At 65.6% G+C, this 22,386-nt stretch carries 19 protein-coding genes; 11 read left to right on the top strand and 8 right to left on the bottom strand.

The genetic code is table 11. The features are described from left to right. Positions 1 to 2 precede the first annotated feature (2 nt). The 4 genes from sufC to RND64_RS10690 all read right to left on the bottom strand — a co-directional run bounded on the left by sufC (position 3) and on the right by RND64_RS10690 (position 4,255). Entirely contained in the window at positions 3 to 776 is a 774-nt protein-coding gene (sufC, locus tag RND64_RS10705) for a Fe-S cluster assembly ATPase SufC (RefSeq protein WP_049697311.1), read from the bottom strand. A gap of 88 nt (positions 777 to 864) precedes the next feature. Further along, the gene (gene sufD / locus RND64_RS10700; protein ID WP_049697310.1) at positions 865 to 2,052 is read right to left on the bottom strand and encodes a Fe-S cluster assembly protein SufD; all 1,188 of its coding nucleotides are present in this window, start codon (positions 2,050 to 2,052) and stop codon (positions 865 to 867) included. After that, complete coding sequence (gene sufB, locus RND64_RS10695) at positions 2,052 to 3,485, bottom strand: Fe-S cluster assembly protein SufB (protein WP_049697309.1); 1,434 nt, start codon at positions 3,483 to 3,485, stop codon at positions 2,052 to 2,054. Before sufB ends, sufD begins: the two co-directional genes overlap by 1 nt. Then, entirely contained in the window at positions 3,482 to 4,255 is a 774-nt protein-coding gene (locus RND64_RS10690) for a helix-turn-helix transcriptional regulator (RefSeq protein WP_049697308.1), read from the bottom strand. The genes sufB and RND64_RS10690 overlap by 4 nt, the downstream gene beginning before the upstream one ends. Positions 4,256 to 4,384: 129 nt before the next feature. Between RND64_RS10690 and mptB the strand changes: the two genes are divergently transcribed. The 4 genes from mptB (at position 4,385) to RND64_RS10670 (ending at position 9,090) form a co-directional block, all read left to right on the top strand. Then, complete coding sequence (gene mptB / locus RND64_RS10685; RefSeq protein WP_442903972.1) at positions 4,385 to 6,160, top strand: polyprenol phosphomannose-dependent alpha 1,6 mannosyltransferase MptB; 1,776 nt, start codon at positions 4,385 to 4,387, stop codon at positions 6,158 to 6,160. A 118-nt stretch (positions 6,161 to 6,278) separates the two neighbouring features. After that, positions 6,279 to 7,250: an ABC transporter ATP-binding protein gene (locus tag RND64_RS10680; protein ID WP_331436634.1), complete on the top strand. Its 972-nt coding sequence runs from the start codon at positions 6,279 to 6,281 to the stop codon at positions 7,248 to 7,250. Then, positions 7,247 to 8,053 (top strand): ABC transporter permease, encoded by an 807-nt coding sequence (locus RND64_RS10675; RefSeq protein WP_049697305.1) that lies wholly within the window; start codon positions 7,247 to 7,249, stop codon positions 8,051 to 8,053. The genes RND64_RS10680 and RND64_RS10675 overlap by 4 nt, the downstream gene beginning before the upstream one ends. After that, positions 8,050 to 9,090: a COX15/CtaA family protein gene (locus RND64_RS10670; protein WP_331436633.1), complete on the top strand. Its 1,041-nt coding sequence runs from the start codon at positions 8,050 to 8,052 to the stop codon at positions 9,088 to 9,090. The genes RND64_RS10675 and RND64_RS10670 overlap by 4 nt, the downstream gene beginning before the upstream one ends. Positions 9,091 to 9,111: 21 nt before the next feature. On the opposite strand, the gene RND64_RS10665 is transcribed toward RND64_RS10670, so the two are convergent. Then, positions 9,112 to 9,489, bottom strand: coding sequence for a hypothetical protein (locus tag RND64_RS10665; protein WP_331436632.1), 378 nt, complete (start codon positions 9,487 to 9,489; stop codon positions 9,112 to 9,114). A gap of 79 nt (positions 9,490 to 9,568) precedes the next feature. Here RND64_RS10665 and RND64_RS10660 point away from each other — a divergent pair, with 79 nt between their 5' ends. Further along, positions 9,569 to 10,087 carry a phosphoribosyltransferase gene (locus tag RND64_RS10660; RefSeq protein ID WP_049697517.1) on the top strand — a complete coding sequence of 173 codons (519 nt, stop codon included), beginning with the start codon at positions 9,569 to 9,571 and terminating at the stop codon, positions 10,085 to 10,087. 54 nt (positions 10,088 to 10,141) lie between these two features. Further along, a complete protein-coding gene (locus RND64_RS10655) occupies positions 10,142 to 11,104 on the top strand; it encodes a quinone oxidoreductase family protein (protein WP_270482750.1) in 963 nt (320 codons plus the stop codon). Positions 11,105 to 11,132: 28 nt separating this feature from the next. Here RND64_RS10655 and RND64_RS10650 read toward each other — a convergent pair whose 3' ends face one another. Continuing rightward, positions 11,133 to 12,146, bottom strand: a complete 1,014-nt coding sequence (locus RND64_RS10650) for a heme o synthase (RefSeq protein WP_152929978.1) — start codon at positions 12,144 to 12,146, stop codon at positions 11,133 to 11,135. Between the two features lie 311 nt (positions 12,147 to 12,457). Here RND64_RS10650 and tkt point away from each other — a divergent pair, with 311 nt between their 5' ends. The 5 genes from tkt to pgl all read left to right on the top strand — a co-directional run bounded on the left by tkt (position 12,458) and on the right by pgl (position 19,030). Continuing rightward, positions 12,458 to 14,536, top strand: a complete 2,079-nt coding sequence (tkt, locus tag RND64_RS10645; RefSeq protein WP_049697515.1) for a transketolase — start codon at positions 12,458 to 12,460, stop codon at positions 14,534 to 14,536. A 97-nt stretch (positions 14,537 to 14,633) separates the two neighbouring features. Continuing rightward, positions 14,634 to 15,755 carry a transaldolase gene (gene tal / locus RND64_RS10640; protein ID WP_049697301.1) on the top strand — a complete coding sequence of 374 codons (1,122 nt, stop codon included), beginning with the start codon at positions 14,634 to 14,636 and terminating at the stop codon, positions 15,753 to 15,755. 5 nt (positions 15,756 to 15,760) lie between these two features. Beyond that, positions 15,761 to 17,296: a glucose-6-phosphate dehydrogenase gene (gene zwf / locus RND64_RS10635; RefSeq protein ID WP_049697300.1), complete on the top strand. Its 1,536-nt coding sequence runs from the start codon at positions 15,761 to 15,763 to the stop codon at positions 17,294 to 17,296. A 67-nt stretch (positions 17,297 to 17,363) separates the two neighbouring features. After that, positions 17,364 to 18,281 carry a glucose-6-phosphate dehydrogenase assembly protein OpcA gene (locus RND64_RS10630; protein WP_049697299.1) on the top strand — a complete coding sequence of 306 codons (918 nt, stop codon included), beginning with the start codon at positions 17,364 to 17,366 and terminating at the stop codon, positions 18,279 to 18,281. After that, positions 18,278 to 19,030 carry a 6-phosphogluconolactonase gene (gene pgl / locus RND64_RS10625; protein WP_049697298.1) on the top strand — a complete coding sequence of 251 codons (753 nt, stop codon included), beginning with the start codon at positions 18,278 to 18,280 and terminating at the stop codon, positions 19,028 to 19,030. Before RND64_RS10630 ends, pgl begins: the two co-directional genes overlap by 4 nt. Before the next feature lie 20 nt (positions 19,031 to 19,050). On the opposite strand, the gene ppc is transcribed toward pgl, so the two are convergent. Together ppc and secG are read right to left on the bottom strand one after the other, a co-directional pair. Then, entirely contained in the window at positions 19,051 to 21,885 is a 2,835-nt protein-coding gene (gene ppc / locus RND64_RS10620) for a phosphoenolpyruvate carboxylase (protein ID WP_049697297.1), read from the bottom strand. Between the two features lie 133 nt (positions 21,886 to 22,018). Next, positions 22,019 to 22,252, bottom strand: a complete 234-nt coding sequence (gene secG, locus RND64_RS10615) for a preprotein translocase subunit SecG (protein ID WP_049697296.1) — start codon at positions 22,250 to 22,252, stop codon at positions 22,019 to 22,021. Between the last annotated feature and the right edge of the window lie 134 nt (positions 22,253 to 22,386).

Raw genomic sequence — 22,386 nt, 5'->3', positions numbered from 1 at the left:
GCTCAGCCCGCCGCAGCAGCCGTCGTGAAGCGGACGTAACCGTTCTCTTCGAGCTCGTCGGCCAGTTCGGGGCCACCGGATTCGACGACGCGACCGTTGACGAACACGTGCACGAAGTCCGGCTTGATGTAGCGCAGGATTCGCGTGTAGTGCGTGATCAGCAGAATGCCGCCGTTCTCCTCCGCCTTGTACGTGTTCACGCCCTCGCTGACAACGCGCAGGGCGTCGACGTCGAGGCCGGAGTCGGTCTCGTCGAGAATCGCGAACTTCGGCTTGAGCAGGTCGAGCTGCAGGATTTCGTGGCGCTTCTTCTCGCCACCGGAGAAGCCCTCGTTGACCGAGCGCTCGGCGAACGACGGATCGATGTCGAGCGCGGTCATCGCTTCCTTGGTCTCCTTGACCCAGTGGCGCAGCTTGGGAGCCTCGCCACGGACGGCGGTCGCCGCGGTGCGCAGGAAGTTCGACATCGAGACGCCGGGAACCTCGACGGGGTACTGCATCGCGAGGAACAGGCCCGCGCGGGCGCGCTCGTCGACACTCATCTCCAGCACATCCTCACCGTCGAGGGTGATGGACCCGCTGGTGACCGTGTACTTCGGGTGGCCGGCGATGGCGTAGGAGAGCGTCGACTTGCCGGAGCCGTTGGGGCCCATCAATGCGTGGGTCTCCCCCGACTTCACGGTGAGGTCGACGCCTTTGAGGATGTGGATCGGCTCGGCGTCGGTGTCGGACTGCGCGACGTCGACGTGCAGGTCACGGATTTCGAGTGTGCTCATGTGGCTTTCTTTCTGGGGCTGGGTGATCTCGACAAGCTCGATCAGCGGGTTCAGTCTCGATCAGCGGGTTCGGTCTCGATCAGCGCGATCAGGCGCCGGAGATCTCGAGTTCGTGTTCGATTGCGGCGGAGAGACGTTCGCGCAGTTCGGGCACCGTGATCTTGGCGATGACCTCGCCGAAGAATCCACGGATGACGAGGCGTCGGGCCTGGTCTTCCGGAATGCCGCGGGCCTGCAGGTAGAACAGCTGCTCGTCGTCGAATCGGCCGGTGGCGCTGGCGTGGCCCGCACCGACGATCTCGCCAGTCTCGATCTCGAGGTTCGGCACCGAGTCGGCACGCGCGTTGTCGGTGAGCAGCAGGTTGCGGTTGAGCTCGAAGGTGTCGGTGCCCTCGGCTTCCGGACGGATCAGCACGTCGCCGATCCAGACCGTATGCGCCTCACGACTGCGGTCGCCGGACGGATCTCCTTGCAGCGCACCCTTGTACACCACGTTGGAGCGGCAGTTCGGCTGGTTGTGGTCGATGAGGAGTCGCTGTTCGAGATGCTGTCCGGCATCGGCGAAGTACAGACCCCAGAGTTCGACGTCGCCGCCCGGCGCCGCGTAGCGGACCAGCGGTGAGAGGCGGACGAGGTCGCCGCCGAGGCTGATCGCGAAGTGACGCAGCACGGAATCGCGACCCACCTTGATGTGGTGCGTTGCGACGTGCACGGCGTCGTCGGCCCAGTCGTGGACATTGACGACCGTCAGCGCGGCTTGGTCGTCGACGATGAATTCGACGTTCTCCGCGTAGGTTCCGCTGCCCTTCTGATCGAGAACGACGACGGCGCGCGCGAATGCCTCGAGGCGGATCTGCACGTGACCGAACGCCGTCTTGTCGACGCCGGGACCCTCGAGCGTGACCACGATCGGGTCGGCGACCTCGACCTCGCGGGCGACGGTGACGACCGTGGCCTCGTCGAAGCACGAATATGCCTGCGCCGCAATGCGATCGAACGGGACTCCGCCCTGTCCGAGTCGCTTGTCGTCGCGCCCGACGGTCTCGACGGTGACGCCGTCACCGGCGCCGGTGACCGAGACAGTTGCCTGTCCGTCGGCCGTCGCGCTGCCGTCGTGCAGGCCGCGCAAGCGTCGGAACGGGGTGAATCGCCACGCCTCTTCACGCGAGCTGGGAACCTCGAACGCCTCGACGTCGAATGAGGTGAACAGTTCGCCCTTGTTGACGGGCGCGACTGTGCTGCCCGGAACCGAGACCGGGATTGTCGGATCAGCCATCAGCCGACGGCTCCTTCCATCTGAAGTTCGATGAGGCGGTTGAGTTCGAGTGCGTACTCCATCGGGAGTTCCTTCGCGATGGGCTCGACGAATCCACGCACGACCATGGCCATCGCCTCGTCCTCGGTCAGTCCGCGACTCATCAGGTAGAAGAGCTGATCGTCGCTGACCTTGGAGACGGTGGCCTCGTGGCCCATCGTGACGTCGTCCTCGCGGATGTCGACGTACGGGTAGGTGTCGCTACGGCTGATGGTGTCGACGAGCAGTGCGTCGCACTTCACCGTCGAACGGCTGCCGTGCGCACCGTTGTTGACCTTGATCAAGCCGCGATAGGAGGCTCGTCCACCGCCACGCGCGACCGACTTGGAGACGATGTTGCTCGAGGTGTGCGGCGCGAGGTGGACCATCTTGGAACCCGTGTCCTGATGCTGACCCTCGCCGGCGAATGCGACGGAGAGCACCTCGCCCTTGGCATACTCGCCCGTCAGCCAGACGGCCGGGTACTTCATCGTGACCTTCGAGCCGATGTTGCCGTCGATCCACTCCATCGTGGCGCCCGCCTCAGCCTTGGCACGCTTGGTGACCAGGTTGTAGACGTTGTTCGACCAGTTCTGGATGGTGGTGTAGCGGCAGCGTCCGCCCTTCTTCACGATGATCTCGACCACGGCCGAGTGCAGCGAGTCGGTCTTGTAGATCGGCGCGGTACAACCCTCGACGTAGTGCACGTAGGCACCCTCGTCGACGATGATCAGCGTCCGCTCGAACTGGCCCATGTTCTCGGTGTTGATCCGGAAGTAGGCCTGCAGCGGGATGTCGACGTGCACGCCCGGGGGCACGTAGATGAACGATCCGCCCGACCACACCGCGGTGTTCAGCGCGGAGAACTTGTTGTCGCCCGCCGGGATGACCGATCCGAAGTACTCGCGGAAGAGCTCGGGATGCTCCTTGAGACCGGTGTCGGTGTCGAGGAAGATCACGCCCTGCTGCTCGAGGTCCTCACGGATCTGGTGGTAGACCACCTCGGACTCGTACTGAGCGGCGACACCAGCGACGAGGCGCTGCTTCTCGGCCTCGGGGATGCCGAGCCTGTCGTAGGTGTTCTTGATGTCCTCGGGCAGGTCTTCCCAGGAAGCGGCCTGCTTCTCGGTCGAGCGCACGAAGTACTTGATGTTGTCGAAGTCGATGCCGTCGAGCTCGGCGCCCCAGTGCGGCATGGGCTTGCGGTCGAAGATGCGCAGCGCCTTGAGGCGGTTCTCGAGCATCCACTCCGGTTCGCTCTTCTTCGACGAGATGTCGGCGACCACGGCGTCGGAGAGTCCACGCTGCGCGCTCGCTCCTGCGACGTCGGAATCGGCCCACCCGTATCCGTACGTGCCGAGTGAGGCGATGGTCTCCTCTTGGGTCAATGGAGCCTGTCCATCTGTAACTGTCATCGCTGGGCCTTTCGACTCGTCTGCTTCGGGTCGGCGACGGCGTCATTGCCGGGCTGGTTGTCGCCGATCATCAGGGGGACATGCGTTGTACACGCGCAATCGCCGTTGGCGATCGTCGCGAGACGTTGTACGTGCGTACCGAGAAGCTCGGTGAACGCCGCGGTTTCTGCCTCACAGAGCTCGGGGAACTCCGCCGCGACATGTGCCACGGGGCAGTGATGCTGGCAAATCTGGACGCCGGAGCCGACCAACCTGGTGTTGGCGGCGTAACCCGCGCTGGTGAGGGCGTCGGCGATCTCTTCGACGGTGTCGGCCACAGAGCCGGACTCCGCGACGGGACGTACCCCGTCGACGATGCCCTCGATGCGGTCGCGCGCGAACTCACCGATCGCTTCCTCGCCGGCGATGTCGCGGAGTTTGCGCATCGCAGCTCCGGCGAGATCGTCGTATGCGTGTTGAAGCTTTCCGCGGCCGGTCGCCGTCAGTTGGAACCACTTCGCAGGCCTGCCCCGACCGCGCTCGCCGCCCCGGCCGAAACCGGGCGAGGCGTGTTCGGCATCACCGGCATCGACGAGCGCGTCGAGATGACGACGCACGCCCGCTGGACTGATACCCAACCGCTCGGCGATCTCTCCCGCGGTCAGCGGCCCGTCTTCGACGAGCAGCGACACCACGGCAGCACGCGTCTGCCCGTCGGCATGCATGGCTCCTGGATCGGCGACCACACCGGGACGGGCGCTGTCGGCAGACAGCACTGCATCACTCCGCATGGTTTTCACAACGCCAGTGTGACGTAATTGCTTCCCGGCTTCCAGCAAGGGTCACCTAAGGGGTTGGCCCGCACGATGCTCAGGTGCGGCGTCGGAGGACCGCGAGGCGGCAACCATTACAGTCGTCTCGTGCCTGAAACCAGTGTCCTGCGTCGTGCCGCGACGTACCTCGGGCTGAAGTCTGCCCGACCAGCCGACACGGATTCCGATACGCCCGGCGGCTACGGCCGGTCGGTGGCGACACTGCACGAGACCGAGCAGGAAGTCGGCCCACTCAACGCGGAAGAGAATCGACGCCTCTTCCGGATCAAGATCTTCGGAGCCACCGGTTCGGTGCTACTGCTGATCGGTTCGCTGGGTACCGGACAGATCCCCGTGCTGCAGAATCCAGTCGCCGGGATGCGCCTCCTGTCGCTGCCGTCCCGAATGTGGAGCACGGCGCTGACGATGTCGATCGGCGGAACGCTGATGCTCGTCGTCGCGTGGCTGATGATCGGACGCTTCGCGGTCGGCAGGTTCAGCGTGGAGGTGCTCGAAGGTCGAAGCCCGCAGCGGCGCATGACCCGCCGCCAGGCCGACAGCACGCTGCTGCTCTGGATCGCCCCGATCCTCGTCGCTCCCCCGCTGCTCAGCAAGGACATCTACTCGTACCTGGCACAGAGCGCCATCGCCGAACGCGGCATGGATCCGTACTCGGTGAGCCCCGTCCGCGGACTCGGCGTCGACGACGTCCTGACGCGATCGGTGCCCAATCTCTGGCGAGACACCCCCGCGCCCTATGGCCCGTTCTTCATCTGGATCGGTGAGGGCATCACCAAGATCACCGGCGACAACATCACCGCGGCGATCTTCCTGCATCGACTCGTTGCGCTGCTCGGGGTGGGCTTGATCGTCTGGGCGCTACCCCGCCTCGCACGGCGCTGCGGGGTGTCGGGAGTTGCCGCGCTCTGGCTCGGCGCGATGAATCCGCTCGTGATCCTGCACCTCGTCGGAGGCATCCACAACGAGGCACTCATGCTCGGCCTGATGCTCGTCGGATTGGAGCTGTGTTTCGCGGGGATCTACAGCAGCGGGAGGCTGCGGGGATCCGGATTCTGGCCGACCCAAGCCGGGTGGATGCTCATCGCCGGCACGGCGGTGATCGCGGCGTCGTCCATGGTGAAGGTCACATCGATGCTCGCCCTCGGATTCGTCGGCATCGCCCTCGCGGGACGGTGGGGCGCCACTCTGCCCGCGCTTCGTCATGCTCCGGTGAGTACCTGGTGGTCGCGGTCGCGCGATTCCGTGCGCGCACTCGCGGCGTCGGCAGGCTTTCTCTTCGTGATTCTCGCCATAGTCGTCGTGGGCATTTGTCTGGGCACAGGGCTCGGTTTCGGCTGGACCACGACGCTGTCGACGGGCGAGATCGTCAGATCCTGGATGTCGATGCCTACCTTGATGTCGGTGAGCACGGGCAGGGTCGGCGTGTGGCTCGGCCTCGGCGATCAGACGCAGGCCATCCTCGACGTCGCACGACCGATCGGGCAGCTCATCGCCGCGATCTTCGTCGTCCGATGGATGCTGGCGACGCTCGCCGGACGGCTACACCCGCTCGGCGGTCTCGGCATCGCGATGGCGACCGTCGTCTTGTTCTTCCCGTTCGTGCAGGCCTGGTACCTGCTGTGGGCCGTCATCCCACTCGCCGCGTGGGCAACCGGGCCGTGGTTCCGCGTACTGAGCATCGCGGCGTCGGCGATCATCGCAATCGTCGTCATGCCGACCAGCTCCAACACGAGCGGCGTTGTGCTCGCGCAAGGACTGCTCGCCGGTGTGATCATGGTCGCGGTCCTGACGGCACTGTTCTTCGAAGATCTGCCGTTCACCCGGCACAGACGCCGACGATCGTCGTCGAACGCCGACACGTGACGACGTCGACCACGGGGGTGTCCGAGGAAACACCGTTTTCTCTCCAGCACCCCTCAACGCATAGTCTTGGCGTGTGCGCAGCACGGCTTCACCTTCACCATCTCCGGCAGACGATCCGATGACCGATCGTCGCCCTCGCGGATCCGTATCGACGGACGCGACGGCAGAACCCGACGCCGCACTCCGCGTACGCGGACTGGTGAAGCGATACGACGACCGTGCCGCCGTCGACGGCCTCGACCTCGATCTGGAGACCGGAACCGTCCTCGCACTCCTCGGCCCCAACGGCGCAGGCAAGACCACGACGGTGGAGATCTGCGAGGGATTCCTCCACGCCGACGAGGGCAGTGTGTCGGTGCTCGGCCTCGATCCCTGGCGTGACAACGACCGACTCCGTACGCGGATCGGCGTCATGCTGCAGGGCGGCGGCGCATATCCCGGCGCTCGGGCCGAGGAAATGCTGCGCCTTTGCGCCGCGTACTCGGCCGACCCCATCGATCCCGATTGGCTGCTCGGCGCCCTCGGTCTGGAATCGGCCGCGCGTACCCCGTTCCGACGCCTCTCCGGCGGTCAGCAGCAACGGCTGTCGCTCGCGTGCGCCATCGTCGGCCGACCGGAACTGGTCTTCCTCGACGAACCCACCGCGGGACTCGACGCCCAGGCACGCCTGGTGGTCTGGGAGATCATCGACCGCCTGCGCGGCGACGGCGTCTCGGTGTTGCTCACCACACACCTCATGGACGAAGCAGAAGAACTCGCCGACCAGGTCGTGATCATCGACCACGGAAAGGTCGTCGCGAACGGCACGCCGGCGGAGTTGACCAGCCGCGGAGCCGAGAACGAACTGCGGTTCACCGCCCCGCGCGGACTCGACCTCACGATGCTCGAACTCGCTTTGCCCGAGGACTATCGCTGCACCGAACCGCTGCCCGGCAATTACCTGGTCAGCGGCGACGTGACACCACAGGTGTTGGCGACGGTGACCGCGTGGTGCGCCAAGATCAACGTTCTCGCCACCGACCTGCGCGTTGAGACCCGCAGCCTCGAAGACGTCTTCCTCGACCTCACCGGACGGGAGTTGCGTCGATGACCGCCGCACGCACTCGGTCGACGTCGCAGTTCCCGCCGGGAACCTTCGCGCCGAACCCGCAACCCGCGTCGCTTCCCGCCATGCTCGCCGCACAGACGCGGCTCGAGTTGACCCTGCTGCTCCGCAACGGTGAGCAGCTGCTGCTGACCATGTTCATCCCAATCACACTGTTGATCGGATTGTGCCTCCTACCCCTCGACACCGACCTCGGCACGACCAATGCCGAGCGCGCAGCGACGTTCGTGCCCGCCATCCTGACCGTCGCGGTCATGTCGACCGCCTTCACCGGACAGGCCATCGCCGTCGGGTTCGACCGACGGTACGGCGCACTGAAAAGACTTGGGGCGACGCCGATTCCGCGGTGGGGCATCATCGCGGGCAAAGCGATGGCCGTCGTCATCGTCGTCATCGCACAGGCAATCCTGCTCGGAGCGATCGGCTTTGCGTTCGGATGGCGTCCCGAACCCGTCGGCCTACTGATCGGCGCCTTCGTCATCGCGCTGGGCACCGCTGCGTTCTCGGCCCTCGGGTTGCTCCTCGGCGGAACACTCAAGGCAGAGGTCGTCCTGGCGCTGGCGAATCTCCTGTGGTTCGCGATGCTGGGCATCGGCAGCCTCGTCGTGATGTCGTCGCGCGTACCCGACTCCGTGTGGTGGGTGGCGCGCGTCGTGCCGTCCGGCGCGTTGACCGAAGCGCTACAACAAGCTGCCGACGGACGTGTCGACGTCTTCGGCGTAGTGGTTTTGCTGGCCTGGGCCGTCGTCGGCTCGGCGCTGGCAGTGAGGTGGTTCCGATTCCAATGACGACGTCAGAGACCCGTACCGAGCGGTCCCCCGAGTCCAACGATGCCGAATCGCGGGACACCACGACTCGGCGTGGTGGCCTGCTGGGCCGCGTCCCCGGATTCGCAGACCCGACGGCGCGTTTCGTCTACGGCTGGGCAATCGCACAGTTGGTGGTCAACGTCGGCATCGTCGTCACCGGAGGCGCGGTGCGTCTCACCGGTTCGGGTCTCGGCTGCCCGACATGGCCTCAGTGCACCGACGGTTCCTTCGTTCCGCATCAGGCGCTCGGGATGCACGGAGCCATCGAGTTCGGAAACCGGATGCTCACCTGGGTCCTCGCCGTCGTGGCCATCGGCACATGGCTCGCCGTGTTCCGCCGACGCGGCTCGACGCGCGGCGACCGCTGGCTGGCAACACTCATCGCGCTCGGCATCCCGTTCCAGGCTGTCATCGGCGGCATCTCCGTGCTCACCGACCTGAATCCGTGGGTCGTCTCGCTGCACTTCGTCTTGTCGATGGCGTTGGTATCGGCGGCAACCGTTTTGGTGTTCCGTACCTCCCCGTACGAGCGGGAGAAGTCGACCAACGTCGTGGCGGCTCGCCTCGGCAGCGCCCTCTCGTGGCTGATCTATGTCCTCACCTGGGCGACCATCTACGTCGGGACCATCGTCACCGGATCGGGGCCGCATGCCGGTGACGCCGATGCGCCGCGCAATGGACTCGACCCGAGCGCGATGACGCAACTGCACGCCGACTTCGTGTTCGTGCTCGTGGGTCTTGCACTGGCAGGTGCCGTCACGGCACGGGTGCTCCGCATGCCCCAGACCCGCGCCGCGCTCATCTACGTCGGGCTACTGGCACTCCAAGGCGTGATCGGTGGCATTCAGTACGCCACGGACCTACCGATGGTGTTGGTCATCGCGCACATGCTCGGAAGCGCGCTGTTGATGATCGGCGCCACCTGGCTGGTGCTGTGGTTCGGCAGCGACCAGCGGGCAGGTGGCGATCAGCAGGACGCCAAGCGACGCGAAGTCAGCGACGCACCCGTCAACTGAACGGGCACGCCTGCTGGACCGTCAGATGATCGCGCTGTTGCGCGCCTTGGGGAAGTGCTCGGAATGGGCGACCCAGCCGGCCATCTTGCGATAGTGCTCGGGCGACACGGTTGCCTTCGACGTCAGCTCCCGATCCCACTCCCCGATCTCGAGGCCCGGCACGGCGTCGACGACGGCATGTGCGGTCGCGATGTCGTCGACGACCCGGTCGCCGAGGTATCCGTCGGACTCGCCGACGAGCGTGATGCGTACCCCGGCGGTGCCGATGGGCTGCAGGACCGCTTTGGCTGCGCCGCCCTCGCCCGCGACGAACTTCTTGATCGAGGCGACGACCTCGGCGGGCGCCTTGACCGGCGGTGTCGAGCTCTCGGCCTTTTCGGTGGTCTGCTCATCGCTCATGGTCTGTAGAGCATACCGACCGACGGCCGGTGGCCCATCCGAGGTGTGCGGCAGCCGCAGACTTGGCAGAGTTGTGTTCATGAACTCGCCCGCGCAGGAGCGCGAAATCCTCACCTGGGAACTCAACGGCGTCGCCTGCCGCGAGCTGGCCCAGATGGTCGCAGACGACGGGTACGTCCCCGACATCATCATCGGGATAGCTCGCGGCGGCCTCATCCCCGCCGGAGCAATGGCCTATGCGCTCGACTGCAAGCTGATGCTGTCGCTCAACGTCGAGTTCTACACCGGCATCGGTGAGACTCTGTCGGAGCCCGTGATGCTCCCCTCACTACTCGAGAGCAGCGGCCTGCACGATCAGCGGGTGCTTGTCGTCGACGACGTCGCAGACTCCGGGAAGACCCTCAAACTGGTCGACGATTTCTGCGAACAGCAGGGCCGTGTCGCCGAGGTCCGCAATGCGGTGATCTTCCAGAAGCCGCACACCATCACGACTCCCGACTACTGCTGGCGCACCACGGACAAGTGGATCAACTTCCCGTGGTCGGTGGATCCGCCGGTCGTCGGCACGAGGAACTCCAGCAGCGAGTCGGACCTCTAGCGTGGCGTTCGGGACCGGCGGCGGCCACACTTCGGCGCCGTGTAGAAACGACTCATGCGCGCAATTCAGGTGACACATCACGGCGGTCCCGAGGTGCTCAACTACGGGACCGTCGACGACCCCATCCCGGCTCGTGACGAGGTGATCGCGCGGACCACCGCCATCGGGGTCAACTTCATCGACACCTATCTACGGCGTGGCATGTACCCGTCGACCCCGCCGTATGTTCCGGGCACCGAGGGCGCAGGCGAGATCGTCGCGGTCGGCAGCGACGTCACCGACCTCGAGCCCGGCCAACGAATCGCCTGGGTCGACGCACCGGGTTCGTACGGCGAACTCGTTGCGGTGCGCTCCGCCCGTGCCATCCCGGTCCCCGACGGTGTTCCCGACGTCGTAGCGGGCTCGACGATGCTGCGCGGCCTCACCGCCCACTATCTGCTCGACGGTAGTGCACACCCAGCGGCCGGTGACACGATCCTGCTGCACGCCGGCGCCGGGGGCGTCGGCCTGATCCTGACGCAACTCGCAAAGCGTCGTGGCATCACGGTGATCACCACCGTGTCGACAGACGAGAAGGCGGCGTTGTCGGCGCAGGCGGGTGCCGACCACGTCCTGCGATACGGCGACGACCTCGTCGGTCAGGTCCGTGACCTCACCGACGGCAAGGGGGTCCCGGTGGTGTACGACGGCGTCGGAGCCGACACCTTCGAACAGTCACTCGCCTCGACCGCGGTCCGCGGGATCGTCGTCGTGTTCGGCGCGGCCAGCGGACCTGTCCCACCGTTCGATATCCAGCGACTCAACCCGGCGGGCTCGCTGTCGGTGACGCGTCCGACGCTCGGCCATTTCATCGCCGACACCGACGAATTGCGGTGGCGTTCGGGTGAGTACTTCGACGCTGTTCTCGACGGCCTCGATGCGCGCGTCGGTCAGGAGTATCGCCTCGCCGACGCCGCGCAGGCTCAAACGGACCTGGAGAACCGGATCACAACGGGAGCCACCGCACTCATTCCGTGAGGCGGTGACGCCGACCTGCGGCCACTCGTCAGAAGTAGCTGGCGATGGTCGGCAGGTTGACCACGGCGTCGATGGCGAGTCCGCAGAACAGGGCCGCGAGATACTCGTTCGACTGCAGGAACACCTTCAACGGTGCCACCTCGACGCCGCGTCGAGTGTCGCGATAGAGCTTGTGCACCCGGTTGAGGAACCACACGCCCGCCACCACGGCGACGCCGGCGTAGATCCAGCTCGCCGCTCCGATGAGCAGGAACGAGCAGATCACCGTGAGCCACGTGTAGATGAGGATCTGGCGGGTGACGTGCTCTTCGGTGGCGATCACCGGCAGCATCGGCACGCCCGCGGCCTTGTAGTCCTCGCGGTAGCGCATTGCCAGTGCCCAGGTATGCGGCGGCGTCCAGAAGAAGATCACACCGAACAGCACGATCGGCTGCCAACTGAGCGAACCAGTGACCGCAGCCCAGCCGACCAACGTCGGCATACATCCGGCCGCGCCGCCCCACACCACGTTCTGCCAGGTACGACGCTTGAGAATCAGCGTGTACACACCGACGTAGAAAATGATCGTGGCGGACACGAGCAGCGCGCTCAGGAGGTTCGCCGACCACCACAGGACAGCGAACGAGGCCACCCAGAGCAGCAATCCGAAGATCAACGCGTTGGTTCTCGTCACCGCGTGACGAGCCAGCGGACGCTTCGCGGTGCGTCGCATCTTCTTGTCGATGTCGGCGTCGACGACCATGTTGAGCGTGTTCGCGCTCGCCGCGCCCAACCAGCCACCGAGCAGCGTGAACGCGATGATTCTGAGGTCGACGTGTCCACGATCTGCCTGCAGCATGACCGGGATCGTCGCCACCAGCAGCAATTCGATGACACGAGGCTTGGTGAGCGCGATATAGGCCATCACCGTGCCGCGAACGCGAGCGACGAGACTCGTGCCGACGGTCGTGTTCGATTCGCTGACGGGGCGGTCAGAATCCACCTCGGACGTGCCGCGAGAAGTGGCGGAACCATCTCCGCTCACACGCTCACCGATCCTCACGTCAACTCCCCTGCCCCGCCGACGATTCGGCTCGCGGGCATTTCCGACTACTACTCAGCATGGTAGACGCTGGGGTGTTCGATCAAAGAATTGAGGCTCCGCGCCGCCGGCGACCTGCGACGACCGGCTGACATGACGATCGTTACCGGCCACCCCCCACACCGACGGCACTAGCCGATTACTCTGGTCATCGTGGGTCGAAAGGCCCTGCATCAGCACTCGGACGTAACGCCCGCGAGTTGGCGTTCGCCCGACACACCAGCACCACACGCATCACGCAGGCACACCAACACGTACAGGAGACGGCACACGTGGCTGATACCGACGAGATCCGCGAACGCACCGAGGCGGCCTACCCCGAGGACTGGTCCGACGTGGACACGCGTGCGGTCAATACGGCTCGCATTCTTGCCGCCGACGCCGTCCAGAAGGTCGGCAACGGCCACCCCGGCACCGCGATGAGTCTTGCTCCGCTCGCTTACACGCTGTACCAGCGCGTCATGCGTCACGACCCGGTCGACACCACCTGGGTCGGTCGTGACCGTTTCGTCCTGTCGTGTGGACACTCGAGCCTCACGCAGTACATCCAGCTCTACCTCGGCGGATTCGGCCTTGAACTCGCCGACCTCGAAGCACTCCGCACCTGGGAGTCGCTGACGCCGGGACACCCCGAGTTCCGTCACACCAAGGGCGTCGAGATCACGACGGGTCCGCTGGGTCAGGGACTCGCGTCGGCCGTGGGCATGAGCATGGCGTCGCGTTACGAACGTGGCCTCTTCGACCCCGACGCCGCGCCGGGTGCCAGCCCGTTCGACCACTTCATCTACGTCATCGCCTCCGACGGCGACATCGAAGAGGGCGTGACGTCCGAGGCGTCCTCGCTCGCGGGCACCCAGGAACTGGGCAACCTGATCGTGTTCTACGACCAGAACCAGATCTCCATCGAAGACGACACCACCATCGCGCTCGGCGAGAACACCCCGCTGCGCTACGAGGCGTACGGCTGGCACGTGCAGACGGTCGAGAGCGGCGAGGACGTCGTGGCGATCGAAGCGGCAATCGAGGCGGCCAAGAAGGTCACCGACAAGCCGTCGCTCATCTGCGTGCGCACCATCATCGGCTACCCCGCTCCCGACAAGATGAACACCGGCGCCATCCACGGTTCGGCTCTCGGCGCCGACGAGGTCGCCAAGACCAAGGAAGCCCTCGGATTCGATCCCGACAAGAACTTCGACGTCTCCGAAGAGGTCATCAGCCACACCCGCAAGCTCGTCGAGCGCGGGATCGAGGCCAAGGAATCGTGGACGCCGGCGTTCGACGCCTGGGCGAGCGCCAATCCCGAGAACAAGAAGCTGTTCGACCGTCTGCACGCACACGAGCTACCCGAGGGATGGCGCGACGTGATCCCGACGTGGGCTCCCGGCGACAAAGATCTCGCGACCCGCGCGGCGTCGGGCAAGGTGCTCTCGGCGCTCGGTGGCATCCTGCCGGAACTGTGGGGCGGTTCGGCCGACCTCGCGGGCTCGAACAACACCACCATGGACGGGGCGGCGTCGTTCGGCCCGACCGCGATCTCCACCAAGAAGTGGTCGGCCAATCCCTACGGCCGCACGCTGCACTTCGGTATCCGCGAGCATGCGATGGGCGCGGTGCTCTCCGGAATCGTGCTGCACGGACCGACGCGCGCCTACGGCGGCACGTTCCTGCAGTTCGCCGACTACATGCGTCCATCGGTCCGACTGGCTTCTCTCATGGAGATCGATCCGATCTACGTGTGGACGCACGATTCCATCGGACTCGGCGAAGACGGCCCGACCCATCAGCCCGTCGAGCATCTCGCCGCACTGCGTGCCATCCCCCACCTCGACGTCGTACGTCCGGCTGATGCCAACGAGACGGCGGCGGCGTGGGCGCACCTGCTGACGCGTCGCAACCATCCCGTCGGCCTGGTGCTCACCCGACAGAACGTTCCGGTTCTCGAGGGAACGTCGGTCGAGGGAGTTGCCGCAGGCGCGTACGTACTCAGCGACTCGGACGACGACGCGCAGGTCGTCATCATCGGCACCGGCTCCGAGGTGCAGTTGGCGCTCGAGGCGCAGAAGACTCTGGCCGAGAAGGGAATCGCGGCCCGTGTGGTGTCCATGCCGAGCATGGAGTGGTTCGACGAACAGCCACAGGGCTACCGCGACTCGGTGCTGCCCCCCGCAGTGCCGCGGGTTTCGGTCGAGGCCGGTATCGCGATGCCGTGGTACCGCTGGGTGGGCAATGGCGACCAGATCGTGTCGCTCGAGCACTACGGCGCATCGGCCGACTACAAGGTGCTCTACGAGAAGTTCGGCATCACCGCCGAAGCCGTCGTCGCGGCGTCGCTACGCGCAGTCGCGGGCTGATCGCCGGACGAGATCCATAACTGAACATCGAAATCCCAACCGAGGCACACCCACTAGAGGCGCCCCCACAAGGGGCGCACTGCCGGAGGAGAGAACCGTGACACAGAACGAGAAGCTCGCAGAATTGTCCGCAGCCGGGGTTTCGGTGTGGCTGGACGACCTGTCCCGAGACCTGATCAGCTCGGGACAGCTCCAGGAACTGATTGACACCAAGTCGGTGGTCGGCGTGACGACCAACCCGTCGATCTTCCAGGCCGCATTGTCGAAGGGCACCGCGTACGACGACCAGATCAATGAGTTGGCCGCACGCGACACCGATGTCGACAGCACGGTCCGGACGCTGACCACCGACGACGTCCGCAACGCCTGCGACGTCCTCAAGCCCGTCTTTGACAGCACCAACGGACTCGACGGTCGGGTGTCGATCGAGGTCGATCCCCGCCTTGCACACGACACCGACAACACGGCCGCGCAGGCCGTGGAGTTGTGGAAGATCGTCGACCGTCCCAACGCGCTGATCAAGATCCCGGCGACCAAGGAGGGCCTGCCCGCGATCTCCCGCACCCTCGCGGAGGGCATCAGCGTGAACGTCACCCTGATCTTCTCGGTCGAGCGCTACCAGGAGGTCATCGACGCCTACCTGAACGGACTCGACGCCGCACTCGCTGCGGGGCATGACATCTCGAAGATCCACTCGGTTGCGTCGTTCTTCGTCTCCCGCGTCGACACCGAGGTAGACAAGCGTCTCGACGCGATCGGCACGCCACAGGCCGTGCAGCTCAAGGGTTCTGCCGCACTCGCGAACGCGCGTCTGGCCTACCACGCCTACCAGCAGGCGTTCGAGATCGACTCACGATTCGCCGCACTCCGGGAACAGGGAGCGCTGCCGCAGCGTGCGCTGTGGGCATCGACGGGAACCAAGAATCCCGACTACGCCGACACGCTCTACGTCAGCGAACTCGTCGCACCGAACACCGTCAACACCATGCCGGGCAAGACCATGGACGCGTTCGCCGACCACGGTTGGGTCGACACGTTGTCGATCGTGGGCCGCGCGCAGGAATCGCGTGAGGTCTTCGACGCGATCGCCGCTGTCGGCGTCGACTTCTCGGACGTGTTCAAGGTCCTCGAGGACGAGGGCGTGTCGAAGTTCGTCGACGCATGGACCGATCTCCTCGGTGCCACCGAGGAGCAGCTCTCCGCCGCGAAGAAGAGCTGACGTAGGTGGCAGGCACCGAGGGATGGAAGAACCCGCTCCGCGACCCACGTGACAAGCGCCTCCCCCGCATCGCAGGCCCGTGCAGTCTCGTGATCTTCGGTGTCACCGGAGATCTCGCACGCAAGAAGCTGATGCCCGCGGTGTACGACCTCGCCAATCGCGGCCTCCTGCCGCCCTCGTTCGCGCTGGTCGGGTTCGCCCGACGCGACTGGGACGACGAGGATTTCGCGAAGGTCGTGCACGACGCCGTACGCGAGCATGCCCGCACCGGGTTCCGGGAGGAGGTGTGGGAGCGGCTGTCCGAGGGGTTCCGCTTCGTTCAGGGCTCCTTCGACGACGACGCCGCGTTCGATCGTCTGCAGCAAACGCTGTTGCGCCTCGACAAGGAGCGCGGCACCGACGGCAATCACGCGTTCTACCTGTCGATTCCGCCCAACGCCTTCCCGACTGTATGCGAGCAACTCGAGCGCAGTGGGTTGGCCTCCGAGGAGGGCGACAACTGGCGCCGCGTGGTGATCGAGAAGCCGTTCGGCCACGATCTGCAGTCGGCGAAAGAACTCAACGCCATCGTCAATGCCGTGTTCCCGGAGTCGTCGGTGTTCCGCATCGACCACTACCTCGGCAAGGAGACGGTGCAGAACATTCTCGCGCTGCGCTTCGCGAACCAACTGTTCGATCCCCTGTGGAGTTCGCACTACGTCGACCACGTCCAGATCACCATGGCCGAAGACATCGGCCTCGGCGGACGTGCCGGCTATTACGACGGCATCGGTGCCGCGCGCGATGTGATCCAGAACCATCTACTCCAACTCATGGCGCTGGTCGCGATGGAGGAGCCGATCTCGTTCGAGCCCAAGCAATTACAGGCCGAGAAGATCAAGGTGCTCTCGGCGACGAGCAACATCCTGCCTCTCGACGAGAACACTGCGCGCGGCCAGTACGGGCCGGGCTGGCAGGGCAGCCAGAAGGTCCCGGGACTCCTGGAGGAGGAAGGGTTCAGCGCCGACTCCATCACCGAGACCTACGCGGCGATCGCGCTCGAGGTGGATTCACGACGCTGGGCGGGCGTGCCCTTCTACCTTCGCACGGGAAAACGCTTGGGCCGCAGGGTGACCGAGATTGCACTGGTCTTCAAGCGTGCACCACACCTTCCGTTCGACAAGACGATGACCGAGGAGCTGTCGCAGAACGCACTCGTGATCAGAGTGCAGCCGGACGAGGGCATCACACTGCGGTTCGGGTCGAAGGTGCCCGCGTCGAGCATGGAGGTCCGCGACGTCAACATGGACTTCAGTTACGGCACGGCGTTCACCGAAGCATCTCCCGAGGCCTACGAACGGCTGATCCTCGACGTGCTGCTCGGTGAGCCGTCGCTGTTCCCGGTCAACGACGAGGTCGAATTGTCGTGGAAGATCCTCGATCCCGTCCTCGAGCACTGGGCGCAGTCCGGTCGACCCGACACCTACGAGTCGGGTACCTGGGGACCCGATTCCGCCGACGAGATGATGGAACGTACCGGCCGAACATGGCGTCGACCCTGACGCCGACTCGGCCGATGCCGACCGACCGGTTTTCGCCGCATCCCCCGCCCGCGCCGAGGAGGCACTGATGATCGTCACCCTGCCCGATACGACGACCAACGAGGTCGCCAAAAAGATCGTCATGGTCCGCGAGGCCGGAGGCGCCATCAGCCTCGGGCGCGTGCTGACCCTGGTGGTCGTCGCCGAACACGGCGAACCGACCGAGGCAGCCATCGAGGCGGCCATCGGTGCCAGTAGCGAACACCCGAGCCGGGTGATCGTGATCTCCTGCGATCCGCGCGACGAACAATCGCGGCTCGACGCGGAGATCCGTGTCGGTGGTGATGCGGGTGCGTCGGAGGTCGTGCTGCTGACGCTGCATGGCGAGCTGGCGAATCATCCGCGCAGCGTCGTGACTCCGTTCCTGCTACCAGACACCCCCATCGTGACGTGGTGGCCCGGTGCGGCGCCCGAGGATCCCGCCAAGGACACGATGGGCAAGATCGGGCGTCGGCGGATTCTCGACGCGACGAAGTCGGCGAACCCGGAGACGGTCCTCGAACGCAGGTTGGCCACGTACGCTCCCGGCGACACCGACCTCGCGTGGACGCAGATCACCGGGTGGCGAGCGCTGCTCGCGTCGGCTGTCGAGCGGCCTCCGCATACCCCGATCACTGCTGCGGAGGTGACCGGACCCGCGACGTCCCCGAGCGTCGATCTGCTTGCGGGATGGCTTCTTTCGACGCTCGGCGTTCCGACACGGCGGAACATCGGCAGCTTCGAGGTACGCCTTCACCGTGACGAGGGCACCACGGTCATGTCGATCGACCAGAACGGCAACGCCGTACTGAGCGCCCCGGGCAAACCCGACGGCCGCGTGGCGATGATGCACCGCGACCTGCCGATCTGCCTGGCAGAGGAATTGCGCCGACTCGACACCGACGACATGTACGAACTCGCCCTGCGCGGCGCGGTGGAGCTACAGGCACAGGGAGCGCCGGTATGACGACGGAAACCCTCGTGTTCGACGACCGCGACATGCTGACCACCACGGCGGCAGCACGATTCGTCGACATAGTGTCACGTGCGCAGAAGGAGCGTGGGGTCGCGTCGGTGGTGCTGACCGGAGGAAGCAACGGGATCGGCATTCTGCGCGCTCTGGCACCGGGAGGCGAGGTCGACACGAGCCCGCTGGACTGGTCGCGGATCGACTTCTACTGGGGTGACGAACGTTTCGTTCCGAACGACGACCCCGAACGCAACGTCGGACAGGCGACCGAAGCCCTTCTCGCGCACGTGCCGGTCGACCCGGCCCGAGTGCATCCGGTGGCGGCGTCCGACGGACCGTTCGGCGACGACATCGAGGCTGCCGCACAGGATTACGCGACCGTCCTCGCGGCCAACGCGGATAACGGAATCTCCCCCGCGTTCGATCTGCACCTGCTCGGGATGGGCGGCGAAGGTCACATCAATTCGCTCTTCCCCCACACCGATGCCACGGCGGAGAACGTGCGGACAGTCGTGTCCGTCGAGAACTCGCCGAAGCCACCGCCGCGTCGGATCACGCTGACCTTCCCCGCGCTCAACCGGTCGTCAGCGGTGTGGTTCCTGGTGTCGGGCGCCGACAAGGCCGAGGCCGTGGCCGCCGCGCATTCGGGGGCGTCGCGCGACGACTGGCCGTGTGCCGGAGCGCACGGGACGTCGGAGACCGTGTGGTTCCTCGACGACGCCGCCGCCGGGAAACTCGCGGTGTAGTTCCCCGGTCGGCGGTCTGGCTAGCCGCTGTTCCGCAGTGCCGTCGCCAGCCCGTTCATCGTGAGCTGGATGCCACGCCGTACCCGCGGGCTGTCGTCGCCTGCGCGGAACCGTCGCAAGAGCTCCACCTGGAGCAGGTTCAACGGCTCGAGATACGGGAATCGGTTGTACACCGAACGCTTCAGCGCCGCGTTGTCGGCCAGCAGGTCGTCGGTGCCGGTGATCTTCGCGTACATCGCGAGGGTGCGCTCATGCTCGTCGACGATCATTCCGAATACCTTGTCCCGCAACGCTTCATCCGGAACGAGCTGCGCGTACCGGTGCGCTAGACCCATGTCCGACTTGGCGAGCACCTGCGCCATGTTCGACATCACCGTGCGGAAGAACGGCCACTTCTCGTAGTACCGATGGAGGGTCTCGAGTCGCTGCGGGTCGTCGCCGACCCACTGCTCGAATGCCGTGCCGGTGCCATACCACCCCGGCAGCATCACACGGGACTGCGTCCACGACAGCACCCACGGAATGGCGCGCAGGTCCGAGATCTTCTCGGTCTGCTTGCGCGACGCGGGCCTGCTGCCGATGTTGAGTGCGCCGATTTCCGACAGCGGTGTCGACGTGGTGAAGTACTCGACGAACCCGGGCGTCTCGTGCACGAGCTTCGAGTACGCGGCACGGGCAAGGGCCGCTACCTCGTCCATGTTCTGGTACGCCTGTTCCGATTCGTCACCGAGACCCTCGACGTCGAGCAACGACGACTCGATGGTTGCCGCGAGAAGCGTCTCCAGATTGCGTTCGGCGACAACGGGTTCCGCGTACTTGGCGGCGATGATCTCGCCCTGCTCGGTGATACGCAGCGAACCCTGCACCGCACCCGGCGGCTGGGCGAGGATCGCGTCGTAGCTCGGGCCGCCACCACGACCGACCGTGCCACCGCGGCCGTGGAACAGACGCAGGCGGATACCCGCCTTCTTGGCCGCCTCGACGAGGTCGAGCTCACCGCGATAGAGCGCCCAGTTGGCGGCCATGTACCCGCCGTCCTTGTTCGAATCCGAGTACCCGAGCATGACCTCCTGCATCCCGGCCTGCGAATCGACGAGGTCACGGTAGAACGGCAGATCGAGCGCAGCGAGCAGCGTTTCGGCGCCCTGCTGGAGATCTTCGATCGTCTCGAACAGCGGGACGATCCGCACCGTCGAGACCAGCTTGCCGTCGTCGTCGATGTCGATCAGGCCTGCCTCTTTGAGCAGGATCATCGGCTCCAACATGTCGCTGACCGAGGTACACATCGAGATGACGTAGTTCGGTACCGACTGCGGGCCGAATGCCGCGACGGCGACAGCGGCAGCGCGCACGATGTCGAGTTCCTTGCGCGCGAGCTCCGACAGGTCCGAGTCGCGCCTGGTGAGCGGACGGCGTGCCTGGAGCTCCGCCGACAGCACCGCCACCCTGTCCTCCTCGGACAACGACAGGTAGTCGGGTGTGACGCCTGCCCATGCCAGCAGCTCGGCGACGACCTCTTCGTGCATGTCGGAGTTCTGCCGCATGTCGAGACCGGACAGATTGAATCCGAACGTCCTGACGCCCTCACGCAGGCGCAGGAGACGGTCGTCGGCGATGGCGTCGTCGTGGTTCTCGCGGAGCGCTTCGTCGACGACGTCGAGCTCGGCGAGAAGTTCGGCGGAGTCGGCATAGGGCGGCTTGCCGTCGATGAGGTCGAGATCCTCCTTCTGCAGCACGTCCGGGCCGAACAGCGACTCCGCCGTCGCGACGAGTCGCGCACGAATGTGCTTGAGTGCCAACCGGAATGGCTCGTCGGTTGCCGGATCGTCTGCGTCGACACCCGCGAGTTGGACGAGCCGCCCGCTGGTCTCGATCAACCGCGCCGACATGCTCAGCTCCTGACGGAGCAGACGGAGTTCGGACAGGTGGTGTCCGATCGCGGTGCGCGCCGCGAGGGACGTCGCCAACGCGACCACATCGCCGGTCACATACGGGTTGCCGTCACGGTCGCCGCCGATCCACGAGCCCATCCGCAGGATCGGCTCGTCGGACAGGCCCGCGTCGGGGTACGCCGCCTGCAGTGTCGACCGCACCGACGTATTGATCTTCGGCACGACGTCGAAGAACGAGGCGTCGTAGTAGCGCAGGCCGGAGCGGATCTCGTCCTGGATGGTGAGACGTTCGAGACGGATGAGTGCCGTCTGCCACAGCGTCAGGATCTGGCGCTCGATCGCCTCAATGACCTCGGCGTCCTCGTCGGAGGTGAGGTTGGTGCGTCCGCGAAAGCGCATGAGCTCGGTGATGCGGTTCTGTGCGTCGAAGACGGTGCGACGTCGGGTCTCGGTCGGATGGGCGGTGATCACCGGGACAACCGTCGCGTCGGCGAGCGCCGCTCCCACCTGCGCGTCGGACAGGTCTGCGGCCGCGAGCTTCGCGTAGGTGGCCGCAAGGCTGCTCTCCTGTGGCGGATCGCCCGCACGCACGTGAATGGCACGCCGACGCTCACGGTGGATGTCCTCGGCGAGATTCGCCAGAAGCGCGAAGTTACCGAATGCACGGATGACCGGCATCGCGGTGTCGATGTCGAGATCGATGAACATGTCGGCGAGATCATCTCGGTCGATCTCGGCGCGTCGGATTTTGAAAGCCGCGACGCGCGCAGCTTCGACCAGATCGAAAACCTCGGCGCCCGCGTGCTCTCTGATCGCGTCACCGAGAAGACCGCCAAGCAACCGGATGTCTTCACGCAGCGGTTCGGTGAGGGCACGCCCCTCGTCGTCAACGGAGATCAGATCATCGATGGACGTCGATGGACGCCAGGCCGGGGCACCGTGGGACGGATCGGTTGAGGTCATGTCCTCAAGTATTCAGGTATTCAGCGAACGGGGCATCTCGACGCAACCCGAGAAGGACAGAGCGGACACAGCACAAGGGCCGCGCAATGTGCGCGGCCCTTGTGCTGAATGTGTCAGAAGTACGTGATCTGGGTCAGGAGTACTTGATGTCGAGTTCGACGCCGATGATGAGGATGAACCACACCAGGCCAACGAAGATGGTCAGCCGGTCGAGATTGCGCTCGACAACGCTCGAACCCGAAAGACTCGACTGCACGCCGCCGCCGAACAGCGAGGACAGGCCACCGCCCTTACCGCGGTGCAGCAGCACGAGAACGACCAGCATAACGCTGGTCACGATCAGACCGATTTCGAGCGCGAGCTTCATCCGGTGAGCATTCCTGTTTCGTCGTGTACGGCAGAGGGCAGGTTGGCCTCGTTGCGGGCGCAAGCGCGCATGACGAAACCAACCTGCCATAGTCTACGCGTCGCGAGCTATGACCCCGCGAGCGACCCACGGCC

Origin of the sequence: Gordonia sp. w5E2 (genome assembly GCF_036540975.1) — a bacterium.
GTDB classification, from domain to species: domain Bacteria; phylum Actinomycetota; class Actinomycetes; order Mycobacteriales; family Mycobacteriaceae; genus Gordonia; species Gordonia jacobaea.
The sequence above is the reverse complement of the archived record's forward strand: the minus strand, read 5'-3'. Positions and strand labels throughout refer to the sequence as shown.